This is a genomic window from Pseudomonas siliginis (assembly GCF_019145195.1).
GTDB lineage: Bacteria > Pseudomonadota > Gammaproteobacteria > Pseudomonadales > Pseudomonadaceae > Aquipseudomonas > Aquipseudomonas siliginis.
Genome location: NZ_JAHSTW010000009.1, coordinates 1 through 26,638 on the forward strand (window position 1 = coordinate 1; position 26,638 = coordinate 26,638).

The following is a 26,638-nucleotide window of genomic DNA, read 5'->3' on the forward strand; positions in this document are numbered from 1 at the left end:
ATGAAAAAGCCCGGCCTGATCAGCCGGGCTTTTTTGCATTCAGCCGTCGCTTATTGCGCGGTTTTCAGCTTGACCACGTCACCGGAGATGGTGGTGGTGTAGCCGGTCAGAACCCAGGCCCAGAACCAGTTTTCCTGAACCTGCGTGTTGATCATTGCATCGCCGCCCTTGGCTTGGATGGCCGCGTTTTGCGCGCGCACAAATCGGCTGTTCTGGCGGATAGGGATGATGCCAAACAGCAGCAGGCCGGTGGCCGATGCTTCGCTGTGGCCAACCACGGTGTATTGGTTGCTGTCGTAATGGGCGGTTTTCATCGGGGCGCCGGTGCAACCTGCCAGAACCACACCGAACAGTGCGGCGGCGACTACTTTGCTGAGGTATTTCACAGTAAAACTCCATGGGGGAACGCCCGGGATCCGTCTCTCGGGCGGCGCGCATTCTAACCAAAATGATGGCTCATTGGCATCAATCTTGTTTGTATTTACTTGAACCCGTTCGCTGGCCCGCCGTCAGCGATGTCGCATACCATGGCGCCACTTCAATAAAGACAGACACCCGCCTCCATGTTCAAAGCCAGTCTGCGTAGCCATCTCACCCTGTGGTTCGGCGGTTTGTCCCTGCTGACGTTATTGAGCGTCGGCTTCTATGTCGGTCATATCGCCACCGAACAAATGAAGCAGGCCAGCGGCAACGCCTTGCTGAACACGGCGCGCGCGGCGGCGACGTTATTGGGTGAGCAACTGCGCGAGCGGCAACTGGAGGTCTATCTGCTCAGTCGCGCGCCGCATCTGGAGCGTGGCGATCTGGACAATCCAGCCATCCTCAAGTCGATGCAGTTGCGCACCCAGGCGCGCGCCGAATATGCGTGGATGGGCGTCACCGACGCCGAGGGCAACGTGCGCCAAGCGGTCAATGATCTGCTGGTCGGTCAATCGGTGCAGAAACGCCCGTGGTTCCAGATCGGCTTGCGCCGGCAATACACCGGCGATCCCCATGAAGCAGTGTTGCTGGCCAAGTTGTTGCCGGGCCTGCCCAATGGCGAGCCGCTGCGCTTCATCGATTTCGCCGCGCCAATCCACAATGCCGAAGGACAGGTGATCGGCGTGCTGGGTGCACATGCGCACTGGAGTTGGGTGACGCGCATCGTCGAGTCGGCGGCGTTTTCCCACAAGAACTCGGCGCCGGATATTCAGGCGCTGATCGTCGACCACGATGGCAAGGTGCTCTACCCCGAAGCGCTGATGGGCCAACAGCTGGCGACCAACGATCCGGTATTGTCGGGCTGGACGGCGGCCAACGGTTACCTGACCAGCATGGTCACCGTGCCGACGCCATCGGGCACGGCGCTATCATGGTCGATCGCCATTCGCCAGCCATTGGAGACTGCGCTGCAACCGGCGCGGACGCTGCAATACGAATTGCTAATCCTCGGCGTTTTCGCCGCCATCGTTTTCGGTCTGGTGGCTTATTACTTGGCGCTGTACCTGAGCCGCCCAATCGAACAACTCGCGCACTCGGCCAAACAGGTGCAGAACAACCAGTCCGGCGCACAGTTCCAGCTCCAGCATCCGGTACTGGAAATCGCCCAGCTCGGCCAGTCCATCGACGCAATGACGCAGTCACTGCTCGGCAAGGAACGCGAGCTGCAAGAAGCCAACGCCTCGCTGGAAGCCACCGTGGCACAACGCACCGCCGCACTCACCGAGGCCAACGCCGAACTGCTGAGTCTGGCCACACATGACGGCTTGACCGGCGTTTACAACCGTCGCCGTTTTGACGAAAAAATCACTGAATACTCGCTGCTGTCCCGACGCACCGGGCGCCCTTTTGCCTTGTTGCTGATCGATGCCGACCACTTCAAACGCATCAATGACAGCCATGGCCACGCGGTCGGTGATGAGGTCCTGCAACAACTGGCGACCTTGATCCAGAACAGCGTACGCAGCACCGATTTCGTCGCCCGCTACGGCGGCGAAGAGTTCGCCGTACTGCTGCCGGAAGTCGCGCAACCTGACACCCCGGAAGTCGTCGCCGAAAAGATTCGCACGGCAGTCGCCGAAGCGCAGTTTCCCGGCGTCGGCAACGTCACGGTGAGTATTGGCCTCGGCCTGGCAGATCCGGCGGACAACAACCATACGACGCTGATCAAACGTGCCGATCAGCAGCTGTATCAGGCGAAAGCTGCGGGGCGCAATCAGGTGGCGTTCCATGCCCACTGACACCGGCGTATATCAACCAGAGACAGGTCCGCCCGCACGTCGCCATCGCTGGCAAGCCAGCTCCCACAGGGATGGGGTAAAAGGCGGAAATATGGGTCGGCTGGAGAACCGCTTTCGCGAGCAGGCTCGCTCCCACAGAAAAGCAATGCAGCGCAGCTGCCCCACTCAACAATGAGCGTTAGCTCAAGTGCTTTTGATCTTGCTTTTGATCCACCGGCGACGTCGGAAGGCTGAGCGGAGGGATTGATCCGGGGGTGGGAGCGCAGCGACCGTCTGGCGCAGCCAGACACAGCGAGTGTAGGTGCAGCGAAGCAAACCGTAGCCGCTGCGCCCGGATCGATCCCGCAGCGAAGGGACCCGAGCCTGCGAGGGCCGAACGCAGGAGCAAGCCTTTTGGGTTACCTTTTTGGCGTTTGAAAAAGGTGACCCGCCGTAAGGGCGGAACCCTAAGCAGCCGTTACCGCAGCAATGGATATGTACTCAATCAGCCAGGAAACCATCGCCCGACTAGGGCTCAGCACTGAACTTCTGCAGATAAGCCAACAAATTATTCAACTTCTCCTCATCACTCAGCCCCCAGAAAATCATCCGTGTCCCCGGCACCACCTCTTTCGGGTCCTCCAGATAAGCCTTCAACGTCGCCCGATCCCAGGTAATCCCCGAGTTCTTCATCGCATCGGAATAAACATAATTGGCCGAAGTCCCCGCAGCCCGGCCAATGACGCCGTTCAACTGCGGACCAAACCCCGAACGAGCCGACTCGCCAACCTGATGGCAACCGCCGCACAGACGCGGGAAGATTTTCGCCCCGGCTTCAGGATCGCCCTCAGCCTGTGCGCTGCCGCTGAAAATCAAGGCGAGAAACAGTGTCGTGGTGAATTTCATTGAACAGTCCAAACCTGGCTTTGCATGGCGTGGGCGCAGTTTACAGATAAGCGCCGACAATCGTTCTGACAGTGATCAACGCCTGACGCAACACCTTCATGTCCACCGAACCCAACGCCAGACGAATCGCATGGGGCGTATTGGCCGCCAGCGAAAACGGCTCGGCGCTGGTGACGGAAATCTGCTGCTGCATCAACTCGACCACGATCTGATCGGCACGCACATCTTCGGGCAGCGGCAGCCACAGAAAATACGAAGCCGGATGAGCAACGTAGCGCAGCCCTTTCAGCACCTCGGCGGCCAAGGCCTGGCGCGCCATCGCATCACGCCGCTTCTGCTCCTCAAGCACGGTGACGGTGCCGTCGTCGAGCCAACCGCACGCAATGGCGGTCATCACCCCGGGCGTGTTCCACGTTGTCGCGCGAATGATTCGCTCCAGTGCGGGCACTTGAGGCAGCGGCGCAGCAATGAAGCCAACGCGCAACCCGGTGGCGATGTTTTTCGACAGGCCCGATACGTAAAACGTCCGTTCCGGTGCCAGATCGATCAAGGTTCGCGGCGGATTTTCCACCAGAAACGCGTAGGCCGCATCTTCGATAAGTGTCAGATCATAGCGTCGGGCAATCGCCACCAATTGCTCGCGCTGTTCCAGTGGCATGACCCAGCCCAGCGGATTGTGCAGCGTCGGCATGCTGTACACGGCGCGCACCGCACGCTGGCGGCAGAGCCTGTCCAGTGCCGGCAAATCCGGGCCGTGCTCTGTCATCGGGATCGCCAGCACTTCCAGATGCAACGCGTCGGCCAGCACCTTGAACCCGGAATAGGTCAGCGCATCGGCGGCGATCACATCACCGGGCTTGAGCAGGGCCATCAGCGTCACCGCCAAACCTTGCTGAGCGCCATTGACGATCAGCACTTGGTCGGCTTCAACGGTCACGCCGCGTGTCGACAAATGTCGCGCCACCGAGGCGCGTTCGTGGGCACGTCCGGCGTGGGGTTGATAACGCAGCAACGCTTCGAGATCGCCGGACAACGCCAGTTGCCGCAACGCCGTGCGCAACAACTCAGCCTGACCGGGCAACGACGGATAGTTGAAATTCAGGTCGATCATGCCGACCGCTACGTCTTTCTGATCGATGCCCTGCCCCGGCGCCAGCGACGTTTCCCGCACAAAAGTGCCGCGCCCGGCTTCGCCACTGACCAGGCCCATCGCCTCAAGCTCGGCATAAACCCGTGAAGCGGTAACCAGCGCCAGTCCTTCCTGCGCCGCCAGTTGCCGATGCGTAGGTAATCGCGTGCCCGGCGGCAGTCGTCCGCCACGAATATCCGCCGCATAACGGTCAACCAAGGTCTTGTAACGGGATCGGGGCATGCCGGCTGTATCCATGACAATTTTTTGATTGTGCTGATTCTCCGCCCTAGGATCACGGCGACACAAGCCACTTTTTGAGCGCGACCGACATGCACACAACATCGACTGCGGCCAACCCGGCGCTGGAAAAGACCAGTGGCTGGATCAACGGTTTTATCGGTGTGCTGATTTTCAGCGGTTCACTTCCGGCGACGCGGCTGGCGGTGCTGGAATTCGATCCGGTGTTTCTGACCGTGGTGCGAGCAGCGATTGCCGGCGCACTGGCCGTCGGACTTCTGCTGTTGTTCAAGCAACCGCGACCGTCGCGCCATCAGTGGCTGTCGCTGGTGATTGTGGCGCTGGGCGTGGTGTTGGGTTTTCCGCTGCTGACCGCGTTGGCATTGCAGCACGTAACGTCAGCGCATTCGATCGTGTTTGTAGGATTGCTGCCGCTGGCCACGGCAATGTTTGGTGTCTTGCGTGGCGGTGAGCGGCCACGGCCGGTGTTCTGGATCTTTTCGGTGCTGGGCAGCGCATTGGTGGTGGGCTTCGCTCTGTCGCAAGGCCTGAGCGCCTCGCCCATCGGGGATCTGCTGATGCTCGCGGCGATTCTCGCCTGCGGCCTCGGTTACGCCGAAGGCGCGAAACTGTCACGCAGCCTCGGCGGCTGGCAGGTGATCTGCTGGGCGCTGGTAATGTCGTTACCGCTGATGGCAGTGCTGAGCCTGTGGCTGGCGCCCGCCTCGTTCGGCAACATCAGCTTGCCTGCGTGGATGTGCCTGGGCTACGTGTCGCTGTTCAGCATGCTGATCGGTTTCGTGTTCTGGTATCGCGGTCTGGCACAAGGTGGAATCGCAGCGGTCGGGCAGTTGCAGTTGCTGCAGCCGTTTTTCGGTCTGGCGCTGGCGGCGACGTTGCTGCATGAGCAGGTCAGCGTCGGCATGCTCGGCGTAACGCTTGGGGTGATTCTCTGCGTGGCCGGGGCGAAGAAATTTGCCAAATAGTATTCAGTGTCCGGCTTTCCATTGCCGAGGACTCAGCCCGGTCTTGCGCCGAAACGCCCGGGCCAGCGCCGACGGACTTTCGTAACCGACCTCTTCGGCAATCAGCGCAATCGGCCGGCCTTCGCGCAGGCGTTTCTGCGCAAGACTGACGCGCCAGCTCAGCAGGTATTCGGCCGGTGTCTGCCCGACAACCCGGCGAAACTGCTCGGCAAAACCGGCGCGGGACTGGTTCGCCGCCGCCGCGAGATCGGCCACACTCCAGGGCTTGTGCGGTTGCTCATGGATCAGGTTCAAAGCGCGAGACAAGCGCGGGTCAGCCAGGCCGGCCATCATGCCCGGTTGCTGATCTCGACTACCGATGAGATGGCGCAGCAACAGAATCACCAGCAATTCGAACAGGCGATCCATCACCGCCACGCGCCCGCAATGCCCTTCAAAAGCTTCGTTGAACAGCCAGTCAAGGGTGCTGCGCAATTCCGGGATATCGGTGAGTTTCAACACCAGATAGTCCGGTAACGCGGCGGCCAGGGCATTGCCCGAGCCACCGTCGAAGGTCAGCGAGGCACAGACAATCTGACTGGCCATGGCTTCGTCGGCAAACATCCGATGGGTAAACGGCCGGGGAAAGAAAATCAGTGACGGTTCGTCCAGACGAATTTCCCGCTCGTTGCCCGGTTTGAGCAGCAACGCCCCGGCTTGCAGAACATGCACGTGCCCGACCGGCTCGCCTTCGTGAACGCTCACGCCGCAAAACGCGCCGCTATGAAAGGTGCCGGCGTTCACGCCAAAATGACTGAGTAATGTGGAAAGGCGATCCATGGCTGACTCCCGAAGGCATATCTGGACGATCTGCCGCATATCCTCGACGATTTGCAGCCAAAGCGCCATTGGCAGCCCCTAAGATCTCTCCATCCCCGCTGCACTTCGCTGCGGAATTTCGGAGAATCACCATGAGCCGCATCCCTGCAATCAGCCTCGACGCCGCCACCGATGCCACCCGTCCTGCACTGGAAGGCGTGAAGAAAAAAATCGGCTTCCTGCCCAACGTCTTCACCACCCTCGCCCAAGCGCCAGTTGCATTCGACACTTACCTGCAAGCCTCGGCCATCCTCGGCAAGACCTCATTGAGCGGCAAAGAGAAAGAAGCCGTTTACCTCGCCACTTCGCAAGTCAACGGTTGCGACTATTGCCTGTCCGCACACACCGTGTTTGCCGGCAAAGCCGGGCTGTCGGCGGAGGACATCATCGCGGCACGTCACGGCGAACTGAATGCCTACGCCGCCCTCGCCCGCCAACTGACCGAAACCCGTGGCCACTTGAGCGATGAACAATTGGCCGCTGCCCGCGCTGCCGGTATCGATGACCGCAAGATTATCGAAGTGATTGCCCTGGTGGCCGTGCAGACATTGACTAACTACCTGAACAACACGGCGCTGACCGACATTGACTTCCCGGCCGTCGAGGCCTGAGCAGTTGCTCACGAACTGAAGAAAAATCCGCTGGCGAAAAGATGCTCTTTTCGCCAGCGCTGTTTTTTGCTGCCATGATGTAGGTCAGAATAATTCGCAGCGCAAACAGTGTCTGGTGCGCTGAAACCAAACACCCTGCGCGCAGGTCTTTGTTCTCAGACAAATGCCCGGAAAGACACGAACCCCATGACAGACTGGTTGCAAGACAACGGCGAGATGGCCGGGCAGATCCGCCGTCACGACTGGGCGAATTCGCCCCTCGGCCCGCTGGAACACTGGCCCGATGTACTCAAGACCACCGTCTCGCTCAGCCTCGCCTCGCATTTCCCTCAGGCGATCGTCTGGGGACCGCAACTGATCACCCTCTATAATGACGCCTTCGTGCCGATTCTCGGCGACAAGCCGCATGCGCTGGGACGTCCTTTCAGCGACATCTGGAAAGAAGCCTGGCATGAGATCAGCCCGATAGCCGAGGCGGCCTATGCCGGCCAAGCCACCTACATCGAAAACTTTGCCCTGAAGATCGAACGCGGCAACGGTCCGGAGCAGGCGTTCTTCACTTTCTGCTACAGCCCGATTCGTGACTCGCTGGGCAATGTCGTCGGCATGCTCGACACGGTCACCGAGACCACCCAGACCGTTTATCTCAACCAACGCCTGGCCGTCCTCGATGCCATCGGCGAAGCGGTGACCAATGCCACCGATGCGCAAGCAATCCTGGCGGCGAGCACCCGGCTGATGGTCGAGCAGTTGCAATTGTCCAACTGCGCGTACGCCGACATGGATGCCGACGAGGATGGCTTCACCATTCGCGGCGACTATGCGGCACCGGGTTCGCCAAGCATCGTCGGCCACTACCGCCTGCGCGATTTCGGTGAGAAGGCAGTGACTCTGCTGCGCGCCGGGGAACCGCTGGTCATCCATGACAACCGCAGCGAGCTACCACCGGAAGAGTCGGCGACCTTTCAGGCCATCGGTATTACCGCGACCATTTGTGTACCACTGATCAAGCAGGGCCGTCTGACCGCATTGATGGCCGTCCACGACAAAGTGCCGCGGGTCTGGTCGCAATTTGAGCAGGCATTGATGAGCGAAGTGACCGAACGGTGCTGGGCGCACATCGAACGGGTGCGCGCCGATGCGAACGTGCGCGAGGGCTTGCTTGCATTGGCTGAACTCAATGCCACGCTGGAACAACGGGTCGAGGAACGCAGCCTGCGCCTGGCCCAGGCCGAGTCGGCGTTGCCCCAGTCGCAAAAGCTCGAAGCCATCGGCCAATTAACCGGCGGCGTCGCCCACGACTTCAATAATCTGCTGACGATCATTCGTTCGTCGGTGGACTTTCTGCGCCAGCCCAACCTGCCGGAAGAACGCCGCCAGCGCTACATGCGCGCGGTTTCCGATACCGTCGAGCGCGCCTCCAAACTGACCAGCCAGTTGCTCGCCTTCGCTCGCCGTCAGCCGCTCAATCCGCAGGTGGTCGATGCCGGCGAACGGCTGGCCAATATTGGCGAGATGCTCGAATCGGTCACCGGCGCGCAGATTCACGTGTGCGTCGAGCGCCCGGATCACCCCTGCTACATCCGCGTCGATCTCAGTCAGTTCGAAACCGCGTTGATCAACATCGCCCTGAACGCTCGCGACGCAATGAATGGTCAGGGTGAGCTGAAATTGCGCCTGGAGTGCCACAAAGCGCTGCCGCCGATTCGCGGCCACGCTGCGTCCAGCAGCCATTTCGTGTCGATTGCCCTGGCCGACACCGGTGCCGGTATCGACGCACACACCCTTGAACACATCTTCGAGCCGTTCTTTACCACCAAGGCTGTCGGCAAAGGCACGGGTCTCGGGCTGTCGCAGGTGTTCGGGTTTGCCAAGCAGTCGGGCGGCAACGTCGACGTCTCCAGCGTCCTTGGACAAGGCACCGAGTTCACCTTGTATTTGCCGCAAGTGCCGGCGATCGAGGCAGAAATGGACGAGGCAGAGGACGATGGCGAGGTGCAGCCGGCCTGCGAAAAACGCCGGGTGCTGGTGGTCGAAGACAATCTCGATGTTGGTCGCTTTGCCAACCAGATCCTCCAGGATCTGGGCTATGAAACCGCATGGGCAACCAACGCTGAAGAAGCCCTGCAGTTGGCGGGCAGCGATGCCAGCGCGTTCGATGCGGTGTTTTCCGACGTGGTCATGCCGGGCATCACCGGAGTCGCGTTGGCGAAGGAACTGCGCCAGCGCCGCCCCGATCTACCGGTGATTCTGACTTCCGGCTACAGCGAAGAACTGGCGCGCAGCGGGTACGAAGGTTTCGAATTTCTCGCCAAGCCCTACTCCGCCGAACAGGTCTCGCGGATTCTCGGCAAGACCTGGCTCAAGGACGCAAAACCCGCGGCGTCAGTGGTGATCGACGCCGGCGCGCTTGAGTAATTTCTTGCAGCGTTCCGACAGATGAAACACCTGTAAATGCTTGCCTGCCTTGGCGTAGCGTTCACGCAGGGTTTTCAACGCGGCAATCGCCGAGTAGTCGACAAAGCTCAGGTGCCGGCAATCGAGAGTGACTTTGGCCGGATCGTTGGCCGGGTCGAACTGATTGAGAAACGGCGTGGTCGAGGCGAAAAACAGCGTGCCGTGCAGGCGATAGAGCTTGCTGCCATCGGCTTCAAGATGTTCATCGGCATACAGTTCGCGGGCCTGCTGCCAGGCGAAGTTGAGCGCAGCGATGATGATCCCGCACAGCACGGCCGTGGCCAGATCGGTGAACACGGTGATGGTGGTCACCGCGATGATCACCAGCACATCGTGCAGCGGCACCTTGTTTATCACCCGCAACGACGCCCAGGCGAACGTCTGCTGAGATACCACAAACATCACCCCCACCAGTGCGGCCAGCGGAATACGCTCGATCAGCGGCGACAGAAACAGAATGAACAACAGAATCAGCACACCGGCCACAACGCCGGACAAGCGCCCGCGCCCGCCGGAGCTGAGGTTGATCACGGTCTGGCCGATCATCGCGCAACCGCCCATGCCGCCGAACGCACCGGACACCATGTTCGCCGCGCCGAGCGCTACGCACTCACGATCCGGATAGCCACGAGTCTCGGTGATTTCGTCGGTCAGGTTCAGTGTCAGCAAGGTTTCCAGCAGGCCGACCATCGCCATCAGGATCGCGTACGGAGCGATGATGCGCAGCGTTTCCAGGCTCCACGGAATGTCCGGCATGGCAAAAGTCGGCAGACCGCCGGCAATGTGCGCCATGTCGCCGAGGGTGCGGGTCGGCAGGCCGAACAGGTAGACCAGCAGGCCGACACCAAGGATCGCCACCAGGGCCGGCGGCACTGCTTTGGTCAGGCGCGGCAGGATGTAAACGATGGCCATGGTCAGTAGCACCAGCCCGGTCATCAGATACAGCGGCGTACCGCTGAGCCAGTGCTCGCCGCTTTTGAAGTGCTCCAGTTGCGCCAGGGCAATGATGATCGCCAGGCCGTTGACGAAACCGAGCATCACCGGATGCGGCACCATGCGCACCAGTTTGCCCAAGCGCAACAGCCCGAACGCCATCATGATCAGACCGCCGAGCAGCACCGTTGCCAGCAGATATTGCACGCCGTGTTGCACCACCAGCGCGACGATCACCACCGCCATCGAACCCGCCGCACCGGAAACCATGCCCGGTCGGCCGCCAAACAACGCCGTCAGCGTGCAAATGATGAACGCGCCGTACAAGCCCATCAGCGGATTGAGATGCGCGACCAGCGCGAAAGCAATGCATTCGGGCAACAGGGCGAACGAGGTGGTGAGTCCGGCGAGGACATCGGCGCGCAGACGAATCGGTTTCATGGCTTACCTGACTGAGCGGCCGTCGGGCACGGCTGCTGTTTTCGCAAAAAAAGAGGGAGGCGAATGTTACGGAATTGTTCAGCCTCGGGCCAGTGAAACGCTGACATGGAGTGGCGCGGGCCTTATCCTTGCAGGCTTGTCCATCGAATCGAGTCGCAGCATGTCAGCGTTTTTGTCCGCCCGGGATGTGTGTCAGCGTCTGCGCGAAGCTGCGCTGGGCGTGCTTGCGTTCGAAGTCTGCGAGGTAATGTCCCAGTCCGGGCTGATTCCCGTTGATATCGAAGGCTGGCATCTGCTGTTGGACTTCGCCGACGGACATTTGCATCACTGTGAATACGCGCGCAACTGCGCCGGGGACGAAGCGACGCTCAACACGTGGCAGCGTTATGGCACGGACCCGGTGAGTCTGCTCAGCACATGGGAACTGGCGCAGATCGAGCGGTTACTGCGTGAGGCGGATGGAGATGTGGCTCAGGGCATCATTTCCAGAACCGGTGACGACTGATTTTCTTGCATGCGGTCATACCAGCCCTGCAGCACATCGGGCAACCGCTTCTTCCACTTCGCCACGTTGGTGTAGTACCGCAGATGTTCATGGCCCTGATCATCGTAGCTTTTGAAGATCAGCCAGACCTGTGCGTCTGCAGCACTCATCAGAATGCCGATGCCGCCGAGACCGCGCATCCACATTTCTACAACCTGAGCATCGGCCATATCTTTTGAGTCTTCGCCGACCTGCAAGGAACCGGAGGTTTCTACCAGTTTCTGGTAGTCGGTCTTGAGCAGCGAACGCAGTACCTGATCTTCTGCGGGTGTGCGAGCCAGACCCAGGCTGAGCAGATCGTAATCCAGCTTCAGCGGTTGTTCGGAGGCGACATACCGACCGGCGTAATACACGCCCATGCCACCGCCGCAGTCGGAATCCGCACCGGTTTGCGTGACGTTCAGTACGCCATTGATGGGCGTGAAGGCGAGTTTGCAGGCGTCCTCGGCGTACAGGGCTGTTCCATCCTTGAGTATGGCAACGCCGGTCAAGTCTCCGGAATTGGCGCCCTCGCCTGCTGAGATATCGATGGCGATATGCGTGGCATCACGACGTTGGGTGACAAGGGTCGCCGAGGTCGAGGTGCCGGGCGGAATCAGTTGCCAGGTGGCATCCCAGCTGAAGGGCTGGACCGCGTGTTCGAGCTCAGTGAGGCGCATCAGGTATTCGCGCCGCAGACACGCGCTCAGGTCGCCGCAGGCGTTGCGGTTTTTCAGCCACTGACGCTGGTCGGTTTTCAGCATTTTGGGATCGGCAACTTTGCCCAGCGTGGTCCGCCATTGCTCGGCGAGTTTGTCGTCGAGGGTTGAGAGGTAGGGATCAGTGCAGATGGCTTTTTCGGTTTTGCTGGTGGCATGGGTGCAATCGAAACTGCTGGCGTGGGCGGTGCAGGCGAGGACGAGAGATGTCAGCGCCACGGCGTGACGCAGGTAGATAGCGAACATCGAGAGATTCCATTCTTCGGGCGGCGGGGATTATGCCAGTGCTGCTGCCGTAAATCGCCGCTGTCGTAGAGCCTGCTCACCCCTGTGGGAGCGAGCCTGCTCGCGAAGGCGGTATATCAGTCGGTTTGATGTTGGCTGTCATAGCGCTTTTGCGAGCAGGCTCGCTCCCACAGGGGGTTTGTGTGAGTTCAGAAGGTGATTTCGGCTGCCGGTTTGACGTCGATTCGTGCCACGGAACTGGTCAGGGCGGCGAAGTCCTTGTTGTGTTGGGCAATGATGTCCTCGGCGCTCATGTTGCCGTTATCGACCGTCGAATGTGCATCCCGCGCGACGACGATGTCGTAACCCAGTGAATGCGCGCTGCGCACCGTGGCGTTGACGCAGTAATCGGTTTGCAGGCCGCAGATGATCAGGCGTTCGAAGTCCTCGCTGGGCAGCAGCTTGCCGAGATCGGTCTGGTAGAAAGAATCCCCGGTAGTCTTGCCTACACGCAGGTCTTTCGTCGAAGTCAGCAAACCTTCGGCCAGTTGCCAACCGTCCGCGCCATGCACGAACGGACCGTCCTTTTCTTCGTGCTGAATCAACACCACCGGAACGCCAGCTGTGCGGGCGCGTTGGCTGAGATCATTGATCGTGGCGATTACGCGGTCGATTTCAAAACACTGATATTCACCAGCACACAGTGCTTGCTGGACGTCGATGATCAGTAATGCGGTGGTCATGTCGAGCCTTCCTTGATCAGTCCTTGAGATGGGGCGGACCTGAGCCCGCCCCTTTTTACTCCGCTCAGTAACCCAGTGACAAGCCGGTATTACGCCGTGGATCATTGGCGCCGTAGAAGCGATTCTTGCCAACCGGTTTGCCGTCCAGTGACGGCGCGCCGACCAGAATCGCGGCAATGTGGTTGGGATCCTGCGGGCCGGCAAACTTGTGGCCCCAGCTCTCGAGGAGCTTTTTCGTATCCGGGCTGGCGGCGAAGTCTTCGAGGTTGGTTTCCTCCGGCATCCACTGCTGATGGAAGCGCGGCGCGTCGACCGCTTCCTGCAAGCCCATGCCGTAATCGATGACGTTGAGCATGGTCAGCAAGGTCGCGGTGATGATCCGGCTACCCCCCGGCGTGCCGACCACCATCACTACTTTGCCATCCTTGGTGACGATGGTCGGACTCATCGACGACAGCGGCGCCTTGCCCGGTGCGATAGCGTTAGCCTCGCCTTGAACCAGCCCATACATGTTCGGAACGCCGACCTTGGAGGTGAAGTCGTCCATTTCATCGTTGAGGATCACCCCGGTCTTGCTCGCCATCACGCCGGCGCCGAACCAGTCATTAAGGGTGTAGGTGACGGAGACGGCATTGCCCCACTTGTCGACGATCGAATAGTGCGTGGTGTTGCTGCCTTCGTGGGGCGCCACACCGGGTTTGAGCTCAGCCGACACGCCGGCCTTCTGCGGCTGGATGGCGTTGCGCAGTTTGGTCGCGTAATTCTTGTCCAGCAGGTGCTCGATCGGATTCTTCACAAAATCCGGATCGCCGAGGTAGCTGTTGCGATCAACGTATGCGTGGCGCATCGCTTCGATCTGGTAGTGCATGCCCTGAGCGGAATGGAAGCCCAGGTCCTTCATCGGATAGCCTTCGAGGATATTCATGATCTGGCAGATCACCACCCCGCCGGAGCTGGGCGGTGGCGCCGAGACCACGTGATAGCCGCGATAATCGCACTCCACCGGGGCGAGTTCGCGAGTCTTGTATTTGTCCAGGTCGGCCTGGCTGATGATGCCTTTGTTGGCCTGGCTGGAAGTGACAATGGCATCGGCGACCCAGCCTTTGTAGAAGCCGTCGGCGCCCTTCTCGGAAATTGTCCGCAGGGTTTTCGCCAGATCCTTTTGCACCAGTTTCTGCCCGACCTGCATCGGCTCGCCGTTGCTGAGGAAGATCGAGCCGGAATCGCGCATGTCCTTCTTGAACACATCCGTCGCGTATTCGAGCAGCTCGACATCGCCCTGCTGCAGCTCGAAACCGTCTTCGGCCAGTTTGATCGCCGGGGCAATCATGTCCTTGCGCTGTTTGGTGCCATATTTGCTCAGCGCCAGCTCCATGCCGGACACGGTGCCCGGCACCCCGACGGCCAGATGGCCGCGCGTGCTCAAGTCCGGGATGACGTTACCGTCCTTGTCCAGATACATGTTGGCGGTCGCTGCCAGCGGCGCTTTCTCACGGAAATCGAGAAAGGTCTTGCGTCCGTCCGCCAGTTGAATGGTCATGAATCCGCCACCGCCAAGATTGCCCGCAGCCGGGTAGACCACCGCCAGCGCATAGCCCACGGCCACTGCCGCATCCACGGCATTGCCGCCGTTTTTCAACACATCGACGCCGACATGGGTCGCCAGATGTTGCGCGGTGACCACCATGCCGTTTTCCGCCGCCACCGGCGCCACCGATGCCGCGTGAGCCATGAGACAGCTGAGCGCCAGGGAGGTCGCAATGAGCGATCTGGCCAAAGGTTCGTACTTCATGAGTCGATCTCTTTTTGTTTTTGGGGACTGCGCAAAACGCAGGGCAACGCTTCAGAAGCAACAAGCAGTATGGTCGGCTTTGGGTATTGCGCCTCCCCGTTCAGCCAGTATGCTGAGCCATCGCAGCCTTTGGCAGCTCCTGAAAAATGCGTCGAAGGCTGCGATCTTTCATCAAGCGAAGAGGTTATTCATCGCTGCGTACTGCAACAGCATGATGGTCTTGGCATCGCAGATCTCGCCGCGTTGAAATGCTGCCAGTGCCTCATCGAAGCCCCATTCGAGCACTTCCAGTTCTTCGGTTTCCTCTTCCAGCCCACCACCGTCGCTGACTTTGGACGCGGCGTCGTATTCGGCGATAAAAAAGTGCAGCTTCTCCGTCACCGAGCCGGGGCTCATATACGCCTCGAATACTTTCTTCACGTCATGCACGCGATAACCGGTTTCCTCCTCGGCTTCGTCACGAATGCGTTGCTCAGGGGCGGCACCTTCCAGCAACCCCGCCGCCACCTCGATCAACAATCCATCGTGGCCGTTGACGAACACCGGCAAACGAAACTGGCGGGTCAGCACCACCGTGCGCTTTTCGCGGTTGAACAGCAGAATCGCCGCGCCGTTGCCCCGGTCGTAGACCTCGCGGGTCTGGCGCTGCCATTCACCGTTGTTGCGGTGGTAGTCGAAAGTGATTTTCTTCAGCAGATACCAGTCGTGGGACAACACCTGAGTGTCGACGATGTTGACCCGTTCGGCTGTGTTGGACATCGCGTCTGATCCTGTCTTCATGGGGGGACTGCCATGGTCGATCAATTGCGCCGACAAAAAAAGCCCGGCAGCGCTACCGGGCTCGTTCAGCCTGCGCGGTTACTGAAAGTCGACGTCAAAGGCCTGGTAGAAGGCGTTGCCGGTATTGGCGACGATCCACATCAGCACAATGACATGGTGGCCCTTCTTGCTCGCCGGCAGCTGCACTTGGTGATCGACCTTCGCCTTCAGTTCACCGGCATGACTGTAATAAGGCACTTGTGGGTAGAAATCCTCGAAGAACGGCTGGGTTTCCAGCTGCGCACGGCTGATGCGTTGCTGGGGTTCCCAGCCGTCTTTGGTGATCAGCCAGCGATAACCTCGGGTGGTATGCGGCGCGGTGTACGCCCAACTGACCACAAGAATCTGGCCCGGATCGACATTCAGCAGCGGCCAGTTGAATGAACGGCCGAGCTTCTTGCTCATCTCTTCGTCGGTGTAATTGACGCAATCGCGGGCATCAGTCTTGCCGCCGCTGAGAATGTAGCCATCGGCCGGCGGCGCGACGCTGTCCGAGTCGGTCTCGAAGGGTTGCGGGAACGGCCCAGCATTCACGGCCGGAAAGTTTTTGCCGCCCTCCATTTCATTGACTTGCCAAGCGCCGAGCAGGCCGAGGTCAATGGCCACTGCGCCGCGGCTTGCTGGCGAGATGACACGACCGTGTTTGAGTTGGGTTTGTGGGATTGCCTGATTCATCGTCTTCACTCCGTTGATTTGAGAACTCTCCTTCCCGAGGAGAGGCCTTCAAGCTAACGGAGGTGAATTTTTTGTCCATCGGCGCTTTTGTCACAGTCCCAGTGTGCAAGACGTAAAAAGCCCGTAAATACTGGATGCATAACCAGCACTCGACGACGCATCGTACTCAACGTGTAGCTGAACACCTACACGCCGAGTCGCCTTTGGTCATTCAGACAGTTGCGCCTGATACTCCTTTTCGTACTGCCCGGCGAGTAGCGTTTTCTGTTTATCGTCGAGCAGCTTGCCGGCCATCTGGAAGAATTTGTGCTCTTCTTCCTCGAGGTGGTGATGAACCTTGTCGGAAAGCTTTTTGGCTGTGGCCAGCCAGGCCGGACTGGACATCTCGGTCTCGTCGAGCTCTTCCATCATCTCGTCCATTTCGTGGTGTTCGGCGATGGCGTGGCGGCTCAGGTCCACGCCTTCATCGATTTCCATCAACGGAATGTAGAAGTGCCGCTCTTCAGCGGTTTCATGCGCTTGCAGTTCTGCTTTTAGCTGCTTGTAGGCCTCGACCCGCTCAGGGCTGTCGCCGCTGGTCGCGATCAGAGCCTTGGCGTAAGTGCGCTGGCGCTCGTGGCTTTCGCGCAGGGCTTCAAAAATATTCACGGGATTTCCTCATCAATCGCGCTCAGGGAAAGACGCGATAAAAGCCTAGACCGCAACGCTGGTTTGACGGTTCCGCTTGTTCGATCGAAGGGCTTGGAGGCGTTTGCCCGGACGGGTTAGGCTGGGCGTTCAATCACACAAGGAAGTCATGCATGAATTTGCGTATCGAGTTGACGGACAATCCTACCGAGGAACAGCGTCAGGCCATTCTGCAACCGCTGATCGAATACAACGATGCTCAAACCGGCGGTTCGAAATCCGAGCCGTTCGCCTTGATGGTCAAAGACGAAAATGGCGCGATATTGGGCGGCCTGTACGGGCGAATGATTTTTCGCTGGATGTTCATCGAACTGCTGTCAGTGCCGGAACAAGGTCGCGGACAGGGGATCGGCTCGAAATTGATGGCTCAGGCGGAAGCCCTGGCCAAGGAAAAAAACTGCTACGGCGTCTGGCTCGACACCTTCGATTTTCAGGCGCCGGAGTTCTACAAGAAGCTGGGCTTCAGCCAGTTCGGTGAGATCGTTGACTATCCACCGGGGCACAAGCGGCACTTTTTCCAAAAGCGGCTGATCGACTGACTGTGTCGCCCTTTGCGCGAGCAGGCTCGCTCCCACACTGGAAAGCATTCAACCTGTGGGAGCGAGCCTGCTCGCGAAAGCGCCAGCCGCCTCGACACACAATCAGAGGCAGGTCGCCATCGCCGCCATCCGCCGCATCGCGACAAAATCACTCTTCTGCGCGTAATAGTTCAAGGTTGTCCCTGACGCTTCGGTGATCACATCGACAAACGACTCTGCCGAACGCGTGTAAACCGTAGTGCCACCGGACTCGCGCGGCTCCAGATAGGCCGCCGCGTCCACGCCGAAAACCGCTTCGTCCTGCCATGCGAATTGCACGCACCGGGCGACGTCTTTCTCCGGCTTGTCCGAGGTCAGGACCTTGTCCGGGCTCTTGCTGCGAGCATCGTTCATCACCGAACCGGCGCACCCGGCCAACAGGGCCGCCGCCAGCACTACCATCAGCATTCGCATTGCATTCGCTCATCGAGAAAAAAGCGGACTGTAGCACTGCAACGCGGCAAATCGTTCTGCTTTACTGTTTTTATGCGCGACACGCGTGAGCAGCTGCGGCACTCTGAGATCTTCAGCCACACAAGGACATTACATGGCGCCTAGCGACCAACGACATGAACACGCCCTGAAACTGTTTCTCGATGCGCGACCCGAACTGCGCGAGACCCTCGACCATCTCAACCCGCTGCTGGCTCAGGCCAAGGGCGAAACCCAGGCGCAGTATCGCGAAGAACGCTTGCACGAAGCATTCGAGGCTGAGGCGGAAAGCCAGGGGTTGTTTGCCTGGGAGCTGACGTTGCAGCTGACCGCTGATTCGCCCGAGGACTATCAGGCGCAACGGCTGGAAGTGCACCGGGAAGTGGCAGAAATGGCGGGGATGGACTGGCTTGAGTATTGCGAGCTTTACGGCATCACCCCGTAATCCAGCCGCCGCAACACTCCCGTGGGAGCGAGCCTGCTCGCGAAGGCGGCGTGACTGCCGAAACTGATCTCGAACGAGGCGACGCTTTCGCGAGCAGGCTCGCTCCCACGGTGAACCGCGTGTTACCAGATTTCGCGGCACGCGCGATAAAGCTTTATCATGGCCGCAGTTTCGCTGATCGAGTCCATCATGAAGTTCGCCATCGCGCTGTTTTCCGCCGCCCATGCGCCCTCCTCGCGCCGTGCCTTGCTGTTTGCCCAGGCCGCGCTGGCCGGCGGCCACGAGATTGTCCGGCTGTTCTTCTATCAGGACGGCGTGTTCAACGCCTCCGATGCAGTGGTGACGCCGCAGGATGAACAGGATCTGCCCAAGCAATGGCGCGCCTTCATCAACGAAAAGCAACTCGACGGCGTGGTCTGCATCGCCGCCGCTCTGCGCCGTGGTGTGTTGAACGAAGAAGAAGCCAAGCGTTACCAGCGTGAAGCGATTTCGCTCAGCGCGCCGTGGGAATTGTCCGGTCTGGGTCAGTTGCACGACGCCGTGCAGGACGCTGACCGTCTCATCTGTTTCGGAGGCGCTTGAACATGGCCAAATCGCTGTTGATCATCAGCCGCCAATCGCCATGGTCCGGCCCCGGTGCGCGGGAAGCGCTGGATATCGTGCTCGCCGGTGGCGCATTCGATCTGCCGATCGGTCTGCTGTTTCTCGATGACGGCGTGCTGCAACTGGCCGCCGGGCAGAACGCCAGGGCCGTGCAGCAGAAGGACCTCAGCGCCAATCTGCAGGCGCTGCCGATGTTTGGTGTCGAAGAGCTGTTCTATTGCGCCGAAAGCGCCAATGCTCGCGGTCTTGGCAAACTGTCGCTGGACGAGGCGCAGCCGCTTGCTGCTGAACACATCACCGCCCTTATTGACCGTTACGATCAGGTGATCACCCTCTGATGTCGACTTTGCATGTGTTGTCTCATTCCCCGTACGGCGACGATCGCCTGAGCAGTTGCCTGCGCCTGCTCGGCAGCGCCGATGCGGTATTGTTGTCCGGCGATGCGGTGTATGCGCTGCAACCGGACACTGTGCCGTTCTCAACCCTTCAAGAGCGAGCAATCAGACTGTTTGTATTGATTGAGGACGCACAGGCGCGTGCGATCGAGATTCCAGACTGGGCCAAGGCCATCGACTACCCGGCTTTCGTCGAACTGTCGATCCATCACGCCAAGGTCAACAGCTGGCTATGAATTCAATAACCGTAGGCGCCCGCGCCATCGAACTGGACAAGGATGGCTTTCTCGTTGACCTCAGCGACTGGTCGGCTGAAGTCGCCAGCGCCCTCGCCGCCGCTGAAGACATCGAGTTGACGCCCGAACACTGGGAAGTCCTTGAGCTTCTGCGTAGCTTCTACGCCGAATTCCAGCTATCGCCGGCCACGCGGCCGCTGATCAAGTACACCGCGTTGAGACTCGGCGCCGACAAAGGCAACAGCCTGCACCTGAACCGACTGTTCAAAGGCACCCCTGCCAAACTCGCCGCGAAACTGGCGGGCCTGCCCAAACCGACGAATTGCCTATGAACGACTTTCCTGCTTTGACCCTCGAAACGCCTGCCGAGCATCCGTTCGCGCAATTCGTGCGCATTCTCGGCAAGGGCAAGCGCGGCGCCCGCGACCTGACGCGCGAAGAAGCCCGCGAGGCCATGGGCATGGTGCTCGATGACCAAGTCGAGGATACGCAACTAGGTGCCTTCCTGATGTTGCTGCGGCACAAGGAAGAAAGTGCCGAGGAAATGGCCGGTTTCACCGAAGCCCTGCGCGCACGCTTGCAAGCGCCCGCATTGAATGTCGACCTGGACTGGCCGACCTACGCCGGCAAAAAACGCCATCTGCCGTGGTACCTGCTGGCAGCCAAGTGCCTGGCGCAAAACGGCGTACGCATCTTCATGCATGGCGGCGGCGCACACACGGCCGGGCGCCTGTATAGCGAACAACTGCTGGGCGAACTGAACATTCCCCTGTGCCGTGATTGGCAGCAGGTCGGCACGGCACTGGACAACGGCGGCCTGGCGTTTATGCCGCTGGTGGACTGGGCGCCGCAGTTGCAAAAGATGATCGACCTGCGCAATACCTTGGGCCTGCGGTCGCCGATCCACTCGCTGGCGCGGATTCTCAATCCGTTGGGCGCACGCTGCGGCCTGCAAAGCATTTTTCACCCGGGTTACCAGGCGGTTCATCGCGATGCCAGCGGTTTGCTCGGCGACACGGCAATCGTGGTCAAGGGCGATGGCGGTGAAATCGAGATCAACCCCGACGCCACCAGCCACCTTTACGGCACCAGCGGCGGTCAGAGCTGGGACGAAGAATGGCCGCAGCTGTCAGCGCAGCGCCATGTCAAACCCGCCTCGCTGGACATCGAGCACTTGAAAGCCGTGTGGCGTGGCGATGTGGTCGACAGTTACCCGCAAATGGCTTTGATTGCGACCATGGCCCTTGCCCTGCGCGGTCTCGGTCAGAATCGTGAACAGGCCTTCGCAACCGCCGAGCAGTATTGGGCGGCGCGCAACACATCGATCTAACCGATCATTAGCGCCCGATCTTTGCGCTTTTTGTTCGAACTCATCGGAATAGACTCGACTCCAACGAATATTGGTTTTGGGAGTCTTGATCATGGGTTTACTCGTCGACGGCCACTGGCAGGACAAGTGGTACGAAAGCAGCAAGGACGGCGCGTTCCAGCGCGAACAAGCGCAACGCCGCAACTGGGTGACCGCCGACGGTCAACCAGGCCCCAGCGGTGAAGGCGGTTTCACTGCCGAAGCCGGGCGCTATCACCTCTACGTTTCCCTCGCCTGCCCTTGGGCGCATCGCACGCTGATCCTGCGCAAACTCAAAGGGCTGGAAAGTCTGATCGACGTGTCGGTGGTCAGCTGGCTCATGCTGGAGAACGGCTGGACCTTCGACAAGGCGCTCGGTTCGACAGGCGACAAACTCGATGGCTTCGATTTCATGCATCAGCGCTACACCGCCGACACGCCTGATTACACCGGGCGCGTGACGGTGCCAGTGCTGTGGGACAAGAAACTCAAGCGCATCGTCAGCAATGAATCGGCGGAAATCATCCGCATGTTCAACAGCGCCTTCGACGGGATCACTGGTAACGATCTGGACTTTTATCCGGCGCCGCTACGCAACGAAATCGATGCGCTGAACGAGCGGATCTACCCGGCGGTGAACAACGGTGTCTATCGTGCCGGGTTCGCCACCTCGCAAGAGGCATACGAACAGGCGTTCGATGAAGTCTTCGCCGAACTGGATCATCTGGAGCAACTGCTGGGTGCCAATCGCTACCTGAGCGGGGAATACCTGACTGAGGCCGACGTGCGCCTGTTTACCACGATGATTCGCTTTGACACGGTGTATCACGGGCACTTCAAGTGCAACCTGCGGCGGATTGCCGATTACCCGAATCTGTCGAACTGGCTGCGCGAGATGTATCAGTGGCCGGGGATTGCCGAGACGGTGGATTTCCAGCACATCAAGCATCACTACTATGGCAGCCACAAGACCATCAACCCGACCGGTGTAGTGCCGAAGGGGCCGCAGCAGGATTTCAGCGTAGCGCATGATCGCGAGCGGTTGATCGGGAAAGGGGTTTGGCGCCGGGGTTGAAATTCGAGCAGCTCTTAAGGGCGCCATCGCTGGCAAGCCAGCTCCCACAAGGTCTTGTGTAACGCTGAAGATTGCAGCTTTGACACAATACCTGTGGGAGCTGGCTTGCCAGCGATTGGGGCGACGCGGTGTTTAGACCTGCGCCTGAGCCCCTTCAAACCACGCCAGTTTCTCGCGCAGTTGCACCACTTCGCCGACGATCACCAGGGTCGGCGCATGCACTTCATGCTCCGCCACCATTCGCGGCAGATCCGCCAGCGTGCCGGTGAAAACCCGCTGATTGACTGTAGTGCCCTGCTGAATCAACGCCGCCGGGGTATCCGCCGCGCGACCATGCTTGATCAACTGCTCGCAGATGATCGGCAGGCCCACCAGGCCCATGTAGAACACCAGCGTCTGCGCCGGAGCCACCAGGTCAGCCCATGGCAGATCGGTGGAACCATCCTTCAAGTGGCCAGTGACAAACCGCACGGACTGCGCATGGTCACGGTGGGTCAGCGGAATCCCCGCATAAGCAGCGCAACCGTTGGCTGCCGTAATGCCCGGCACCACCTGGAATGGAATACCGTGGGCCGCCAGTTCTTCGATCTCTTCGCCACCGCGGCCGAAGATAAACGGATCGCCGCCCTTCAACCGCACTACACGCTTGCCGGCCTTGGCCAGATCGACCAGTTGCTGGTTGATCTGATCCTGCGGCACGGCGTGCTCGGAGCGCCGCTTGCCGACATACACCCGCTCGGCATCGCGACGGCACAACTCGAGAATCGCCGGCGCCACCAGGCGGTCATAGAGCACCACATCGGCTTGCTGCATCAGACGCAGCGCGCGGAAGGTCAACAGATCCGGGTCACCCGGACCGGCACCGACCAGATAAACCTCGCCAGTGGTGACCATTGGCTCGCCATCGACCTTGGCCTGCAACAGGCGCTCGGCTTCAGCGCCCTGCCCGGCCAGTTGACGATCGGCGATAGGGCCCTGGAAAACGTCTTCCCAGAAGCCGCGCCGCTGCTGAACGTCCGGAAACAGGTTTTTCACCTGATGACGGAAACGCGCAGCCAGCCCTGCCAATTGACCGTAAGTGGAAGGAATCCAGGTTTCGATTTTCGCGCGGATCAGACGCGCCAGTACCGGCGCATCGCCGCCGCTGGACACGGCGATGATCAACGGCGAGCGATCGACGATCGCCGGGAAGATCACGCTGCACAAGGCCGGCGCATCGACCACGTTGACCGGCACGCAACGGCGGTGGGCGTCGGTGGAGACTTGCGCGTTGAGCGTTTCGTCGTCGGTAGCGGCAATGATCAGCCCGCAACCGTCCAGATCCGTTTCGGCGTAACCGCGCAACAGGCATTCACCGCCGCTGGCAGCGACCAGTTCGGCCAGTTGCGTTTCGATTTCAGGTGCGACCACCCGCAGCAGCGCACCGGCATCGGCCAGCAGGCGGGATTTGCGCAAGGCAATTTCCCCCCCACCGACAACCAACACACGACTGCCGCGCAGGTTGTGAAACAGCGGCAGATATTTCATTTAGCCGATGACCTCAAGGCCACCCATGTACGGCTTCAGCACGTCCGGCACACGGATCGAACCGTCGGCCTGCTGGTAGTTTTCCAGTACCGCAACCAGAGTACGACCGACCGCCAGACCAGAGCCGTTCAAGGTGTGCACCAGCTCAGGTTTGCCGGTTTCCGGGTTACGGAAACGCGCCTGCATGCGCCGCGCCTGGAAGTCGCCGCAGTTGGAGCACGAGGAGATTTCGCGGTATTTGTCCTGGCTCGGAATCCACACTTCCAGATCGTAGGTCTTGACCGCGCTGAAGCCCATGTCGCCGGTGCACAGCGCCAGGGTGCGGTAAGGCAGACCGAGCAGTTGCAGGACTTTTTCGGCGTTGGCGGTCAGGCCTTCCAGCGCTTCCATCGATTGCGATGGCTCGACGATCTGGACCATTTCGACTTTGTCGAACTGGTGCTGGCGGATCATGCCACGCGTGTCGCGGCCCGACGCACCGGCTTCGCTGCGGAAGCATGGGGTATGGGCGACGAACTTGATCGGCAGCAGTTTCGAATCGACGATTTCGCCGGCAACGATGTTGGTCAGCGACACTTCGGCGGTTGGAATCAGGTACAGATCGGCTTCGCCTTCGCGGGCGATCTTGAACAGATCTTCTTCGAACTTCGGCAGCTGGCCGGTACCTTGCAGCGCCGGAGCCTGAACCAGATAAGGCGTGTAAGCCTCTTCGTAGCCATGTTCGGTGACATGCAGGTTGATCATGAACTGCGCCAGTGCGCGATGCAGACGGGCAATCGGACCGCGCAGCAAGGCGAACCGCGCGCCGGACAGCTTGGCGGCGGTTTCAAAGTCCAGCCAGCCGAACTTTTCGCCGAGGGCGACGTGGTCTTTGACTTCGAAATCGAACTGAGTCGGGGTGCCCCAACGGCGCACTTCGACGTTGTCGTCTTCGTCCTTGCCGACCGGAACCGACTCGTGCGGCAGGTTGGGGATACCGAGCAGGATCGAATCGAGTTCGGTCTGGATCGCGTCCAGCTCGACCTTGCCCGCGCTCAGCTCGCCCGCCATGCGCTCGACGTCCGCCATCAGCGGCGCGATGTCTTCGCCACGCTGCTTGGCCTGCCCGATGGATTTGGAACGCGCGTTACGTTCAGCCTGCAGTGCTTCGGTGCGGGTCTGGACGGTCTTGCGCTGTTCTTCCAGCGCTTCGATGCGCGCGGTGTCCAGGGCAAAGCCACGGGAAGCCAGGCGGTCCGCTACGTCCTGAAGGTTGCTACGTAACAGTTTGGAATCGAGCATGTCGGTTTCTCGTTATCAAAGTTTGGTCAGGGACAGGCCGGCCCACGTCGCGAGCAGCCCGCCGAATACGCTGAGTGCGGCATAGCCCAGGGCCAGCAACACTTGCCCGCTTTCCAGCAGGCGCACCGTATCCAGTGAAAAGGATGAAAAAGTCGTCAGCCCCCCGAGGAAGCCGACCATCAACCCGGCGCGCACCTCGATCGGCACCTCCGGGCGTATCAGAAACAGGCCGTACAACACGCCAATCAGCAGGCAGCCCACGATATTAACGGCCAGCGTCGCGGTATAGAAGTGCCGCGGCCAATTGGCGCTGACCCAATTACCGGTGGCGAAGCGCAACAAGGTGCCGGCAACACCGCCGACCGACACTGCGAGTATCAATGGAACCACTATTTTCTCCGCTGCCGAGGGCTCAGACGATCGAGCTGAGCGAGGTGATTGAGCTTTTCGCCGATCTTCAACTCCAGGCCACGGGGCACTGGCTGATAGAACGGAATCGGCTCGAGTTCTTCCGGGAAATAGTCTTCACCGGCGGCATAGGCATCCGGTTCATCATGGGCGTAGCGGTATTCGTCGCCGTAACCCAATTGCTTCATCAGCTTGGTCGGTGCATTGCGCAAATGCAGCGGCACTTCCAGCGAGCCGTTCTCAGCCGCAGCGCGCAGTGCAGTTTTGAAGCCCATGTACACCGCATTGCTTTTCGGTGCACAGGCCAGATAAGTAATGGCCTGGGCGACTGCCAATTCGCCTTCGGGACTGCCGAGACGCTCCTGCACTTCCCACGCCGCCAGACACAGGCTCAGCGCACGCGGATCGGCATTGCCGATGTCTTCGCTGGCCATGCGCACCACGCGCCGGGCCAGATAAAGCGGATCGCAGCCGCCGTCGATCATCCGCGCAAACCAGTACAGCGCGCCGTCGGGATTGGAACCGCGCACGGATTTGTGCAGCGCCGAGATCTGGTCGTAGAACGCTTCACCGCCCTTGTCGAAACGCCGACGGGTGTCGCCGAGCAGGCTTTGCAGCAGGTTGGTGCCGATTTCGCTGTTGTCTTCGGCCAGATCAGAGGCGTTTTCCAACAGATTGAGCAGACGCCGGCCATCGCCATCGGCGGCCGACAGCAACATCTGGAAGCCTTCATCGCTCAGGGTCAGGTTGCGCTTGCCCAGGCCGCGCTCTTCGGTGAGTGCGCGGTGCACCAGTTTGCGCAAGGCCGCTTCGTCGAGGCTTTTCAGCACGTAGACGCGGGCCCGCGACAATAAGGCGTTGTTCAGTTCGAACGAAGGGTTTTCGGTGGTGGCGCCGATGAAGATCAGCGTGCCATCTTCAACGTACGGCAGAAACGCGTCCTGCTGCGACTTGTTGAAACGGTGTACTTCATCGACAAACAGGATCGTGCGCTTGCCGTACTGGCCGGCCTGCTGCTTGGCGATTTCAACGGCCTGGCGGATTTCCTTGACCCCGGCGAGCACCGCCGAAACCGTTTCGAAGTGCGCATCGGAGACTTCTGCAAGCAAGCGCGCCAGGGTGGTCTTGCCCACGCCCGGCGGCCCCCAGAAGATCATCGAATGCAGCGCGCCCTGCTCCAGCGCCTCACGCAGAGGCTTGCCGCGAGCGAGCACGTGTTCCTGACCGACGTACTCATCCAGATTGGCTGCACGCAGACGGGCGGCCAAGGGTTGGGCAATCGGTGCACTGCGAAACAGATCCATCACGTAGCGTTGAAACCTCTGATTTTCTGAAATCTGCTGAAGAACCTGTGGTGAGGGGATTTAT

At 60.2% G+C, this 26,638-nt stretch carries 29 protein-coding genes; 13 read left to right on the top strand and 16 right to left on the bottom strand.

All coding sequences use genetic code 11. The features are described from left to right. Positions 1 to 50: 50 nt before the first annotated feature. Positions 51 to 386, bottom strand: coding sequence for a hypothetical protein (locus tag KVG87_RS18025; RefSeq protein WP_024013386.1), 336 nt, complete (start codon positions 384 to 386; stop codon positions 51 to 53). A gap of 177 nt (positions 387 to 563) precedes the next feature. Here KVG87_RS18025 and KVG87_RS18030 point away from each other — a divergent pair, with 177 nt between their 5' ends. Beyond that, positions 564 to 2,219, top strand: coding sequence for a sensor domain-containing diguanylate cyclase (locus KVG87_RS18030; protein WP_217851871.1), 1,656 nt, complete (start codon positions 564 to 566; stop codon positions 2,217 to 2,219). Positions 2,220 to 2,726: 507 nt separating this feature from the next. On the opposite strand, the gene KVG87_RS18035 is transcribed toward KVG87_RS18030, so the two are convergent. Both KVG87_RS18035 and KVG87_RS18040 read right to left on the bottom strand, forming a co-directional pair. After that, complete coding sequence (locus KVG87_RS18035) at positions 2,727 to 3,104, bottom strand: c-type cytochrome (protein WP_217851873.1); 378 nt, start codon at positions 3,102 to 3,104, stop codon at positions 2,727 to 2,729. A 40-nt stretch (positions 3,105 to 3,144) separates the two neighbouring features. Continuing rightward, on the bottom strand, positions 3,145 to 4,476 hold the full coding sequence (locus KVG87_RS18040) for an aminotransferase-like domain-containing protein (RefSeq protein ID WP_217851875.1): 1,332 nt from the start codon (positions 4,474 to 4,476) through the stop codon (positions 3,145 to 3,147). A gap of 89 nt (positions 4,477 to 4,565) precedes the next feature. On the opposite strand from KVG87_RS18040, the gene KVG87_RS18045 reads away from it, so the two are divergent. Beyond that, positions 4,566 to 5,459 carry a DMT family transporter gene (locus KVG87_RS18045; protein ID WP_217851877.1) on the top strand — a complete coding sequence of 298 codons (894 nt, stop codon included), beginning with the start codon at positions 4,566 to 4,568 and terminating at the stop codon, positions 5,457 to 5,459. 3 nt (positions 5,460 to 5,462) lie between these two features. Here the strand turns inward: KVG87_RS18045 and KVG87_RS18050 are convergent, their stop codons facing one another. Further along, positions 5,463 to 6,278 carry an AraC family transcriptional regulator gene (locus KVG87_RS18050; protein WP_217851880.1) on the bottom strand — a complete coding sequence of 272 codons (816 nt, stop codon included), beginning with the start codon at positions 6,276 to 6,278 and terminating at the stop codon, positions 5,463 to 5,465. Positions 6,279 to 6,409: 131 nt separating this feature from the next. Here KVG87_RS18050 and KVG87_RS18055 point away from each other — a divergent pair, with 131 nt between their 5' ends. Both KVG87_RS18055 and KVG87_RS18060 read left to right on the top strand, forming a co-directional pair. Then, a complete protein-coding gene (locus KVG87_RS18055; RefSeq protein WP_076563488.1) occupies positions 6,410 to 6,928 on the top strand; it encodes a carboxymuconolactone decarboxylase family protein in 519 nt (172 codons plus the stop codon). 186 nt (positions 6,929 to 7,114) lie between these two features. Next, entirely contained in the window at positions 7,115 to 9,346 is a 2,232-nt protein-coding gene (locus tag KVG87_RS18060; protein ID WP_217851882.1) for a response regulator, read from the top strand. Here KVG87_RS18060 and KVG87_RS18065 read toward each other — a convergent pair. Next, complete coding sequence (locus KVG87_RS18065; RefSeq protein WP_217851884.1) at positions 9,314 to 10,759, bottom strand: SulP family inorganic anion transporter; 1,446 nt, start codon at positions 10,757 to 10,759, stop codon at positions 9,314 to 9,316. The genes KVG87_RS18060 and KVG87_RS18065 overlap by 33 nt on opposite strands. 160 nt (positions 10,760 to 10,919) lie before the next feature. Between KVG87_RS18065 and KVG87_RS18070 the strand changes: the two genes are divergently transcribed. Then, positions 10,920 to 11,264: a DUF7693 family protein gene (locus KVG87_RS18070; protein WP_217851887.1), complete on the top strand. Its 345-nt coding sequence runs from the start codon at positions 10,920 to 10,922 to the stop codon at positions 11,262 to 11,264. Here KVG87_RS18070 and KVG87_RS18075 read toward each other — a convergent pair. The 6 genes from KVG87_RS18075 to KVG87_RS18100 form a co-directional block, all read right to left on the bottom strand. Continuing rightward, a complete protein-coding gene (locus KVG87_RS18075; RefSeq protein ID WP_217851889.1) occupies positions 11,231 to 12,247 on the bottom strand; it encodes a lysozyme inhibitor LprI family protein in 1,017 nt (338 codons plus the stop codon). The two genes, KVG87_RS18070 and KVG87_RS18075, sit on opposite strands and share 34 nt — an antisense overlap. A 188-nt stretch (positions 12,248 to 12,435) precedes the next feature. Further along, positions 12,436 to 12,969: a cysteine hydrolase family protein gene (locus KVG87_RS18080; protein ID WP_056788931.1), complete on the bottom strand. Its 534-nt coding sequence runs from the start codon at positions 12,967 to 12,969 to the stop codon at positions 12,436 to 12,438. A 64-nt stretch (positions 12,970 to 13,033) separates the two neighbouring features. Further along, on the bottom strand, positions 13,034 to 14,761 hold the full coding sequence (gene ggt / locus KVG87_RS18085) for a gamma-glutamyltransferase (RefSeq protein WP_041477051.1): 1,728 nt from the start codon (positions 14,759 to 14,761) through the stop codon (positions 13,034 to 13,036). Between the two features lie 171 nt (positions 14,762 to 14,932). Next, a complete protein-coding gene (locus KVG87_RS18090) occupies positions 14,933 to 15,520 on the bottom strand; it encodes an NUDIX domain-containing protein (RefSeq protein ID WP_024013397.1) in 588 nt (195 codons plus the stop codon). A 99-nt stretch (positions 15,521 to 15,619) separates the two neighbouring features. Next, positions 15,620 to 16,255 carry a lytic polysaccharide monooxygenase auxiliary activity family 9 protein gene (locus KVG87_RS18095; RefSeq protein WP_217851891.1) on the bottom strand — a complete coding sequence of 212 codons (636 nt, stop codon included), beginning with the start codon at positions 16,253 to 16,255 and terminating at the stop codon, positions 15,620 to 15,622. 207 nt (positions 16,256 to 16,462) lie between these two features. Then, a complete protein-coding gene (locus KVG87_RS18100) occupies positions 16,463 to 16,903 on the bottom strand; it encodes a hemerythrin domain-containing protein (protein WP_076563495.1) in 441 nt (146 codons plus the stop codon). 152 nt (positions 16,904 to 17,055) lie between these two features. On the opposite strand from KVG87_RS18100, the gene KVG87_RS18105 reads away from it, so the two are divergent. Then, entirely contained in the window at positions 17,056 to 17,481 is a 426-nt protein-coding gene (locus KVG87_RS18105) for a GNAT family N-acetyltransferase (protein ID WP_217851893.1), read from the top strand. Between the two features lie 102 nt (positions 17,482 to 17,583). Here KVG87_RS18105 and KVG87_RS18110 read toward each other — a convergent pair whose 3' ends face one another. Continuing rightward, positions 17,584 to 17,934, bottom strand: coding sequence for a hypothetical protein (locus KVG87_RS18110; protein ID WP_024013401.1), 351 nt, complete (start codon positions 17,932 to 17,934; stop codon positions 17,584 to 17,586). Between the two features lie 133 nt (positions 17,935 to 18,067). Here KVG87_RS18110 and KVG87_RS18115 point away from each other — a divergent pair, with 133 nt between their 5' ends. The 7 genes from KVG87_RS18115 (at position 18,068) to KVG87_RS18145 (ending at position 22,054) form a co-directional block, all read left to right on the top strand. Continuing rightward, positions 18,068 to 18,397 (top strand): DUF6388 family protein, encoded by a 330-nt coding sequence (locus tag KVG87_RS18115; protein ID WP_217851895.1) that lies wholly within the window; start codon positions 18,068 to 18,070, stop codon positions 18,395 to 18,397. Positions 18,398 to 18,586: 189 nt separating this feature from the next. Further along, on the top strand, positions 18,587 to 18,979 hold the full coding sequence (tusD, locus tag KVG87_RS18120; protein ID WP_041477377.1) for a sulfurtransferase complex subunit TusD: 393 nt from the start codon (positions 18,587 to 18,589) through the stop codon (positions 18,977 to 18,979). Positions 18,980 to 18,981: 2 nt separating this feature from the next. After that, entirely contained in the window at positions 18,982 to 19,338 is a 357-nt protein-coding gene (gene tusC, locus KVG87_RS18125) for a sulfurtransferase complex subunit TusC (protein WP_217851897.1), read from the top strand. Continuing rightward, positions 19,338 to 19,631, top strand: coding sequence for a sulfurtransferase complex subunit TusB (gene tusB / locus KVG87_RS18130; protein WP_217851899.1), 294 nt, complete (start codon positions 19,338 to 19,340; stop codon positions 19,629 to 19,631). The genes tusC and tusB overlap by 1 nt, the downstream gene beginning before the upstream one ends. Further along, positions 19,628 to 19,963, top strand: coding sequence for a TusE/DsrC/DsvC family sulfur relay protein (locus KVG87_RS18135; RefSeq protein ID WP_217851901.1), 336 nt, complete (start codon positions 19,628 to 19,630; stop codon positions 19,961 to 19,963). Before tusB ends, KVG87_RS18135 begins: the two co-directional genes overlap by 4 nt. Next, positions 19,960 to 20,961 carry a glycosyl transferase family protein gene (locus tag KVG87_RS18140; RefSeq protein ID WP_217851903.1) on the top strand — a complete coding sequence of 334 codons (1,002 nt, stop codon included), beginning with the start codon at positions 19,960 to 19,962 and terminating at the stop codon, positions 20,959 to 20,961. Before KVG87_RS18135 ends, KVG87_RS18140 begins: the two co-directional genes overlap by 4 nt. A gap of 91 nt (positions 20,962 to 21,052) precedes the next feature. Further along, complete coding sequence (locus tag KVG87_RS18145) at positions 21,053 to 22,054, top strand: glutathione S-transferase family protein (protein ID WP_217851905.1); 1,002 nt, start codon at positions 21,053 to 21,055, stop codon at positions 22,052 to 22,054. A 132-nt stretch (positions 22,055 to 22,186) separates the two neighbouring features. Here KVG87_RS18145 and cysG read toward each other — a convergent pair whose 3' ends face one another. From cysG to KVG87_RS18165, 4 genes are read right to left on the bottom strand one after another with little or no spacing between them, the layout of a single operon-like run. Next, positions 22,187 to 23,581 (bottom strand): siroheme synthase CysG, encoded by a 1,395-nt coding sequence (cysG, locus tag KVG87_RS18150; RefSeq protein WP_217851907.1) that lies wholly within the window; start codon positions 23,579 to 23,581, stop codon positions 22,187 to 22,189. Further along, a complete protein-coding gene (gene serS / locus KVG87_RS18155) occupies positions 23,582 to 24,862 on the bottom strand; it encodes a serine--tRNA ligase (protein ID WP_024013408.1) in 1,281 nt (426 codons plus the stop codon). 15 nt (positions 24,863 to 24,877) lie between these two features. Beyond that, entirely contained in the window at positions 24,878 to 25,252 is a 375-nt protein-coding gene (gene crcB, locus KVG87_RS18160) for a fluoride efflux transporter CrcB (protein WP_016775261.1), read from the bottom strand. Continuing rightward, positions 25,252 to 26,574 carry a replication-associated recombination protein A gene (locus KVG87_RS18165; protein WP_217851909.1) on the bottom strand — a complete coding sequence of 441 codons (1,323 nt, stop codon included), beginning with the start codon at positions 26,572 to 26,574 and terminating at the stop codon, positions 25,252 to 25,254. The genes crcB and KVG87_RS18165 overlap by 1 nt, the downstream gene beginning before the upstream one ends. Positions 26,575 to 26,638 lie beyond the last annotated feature (64 nt).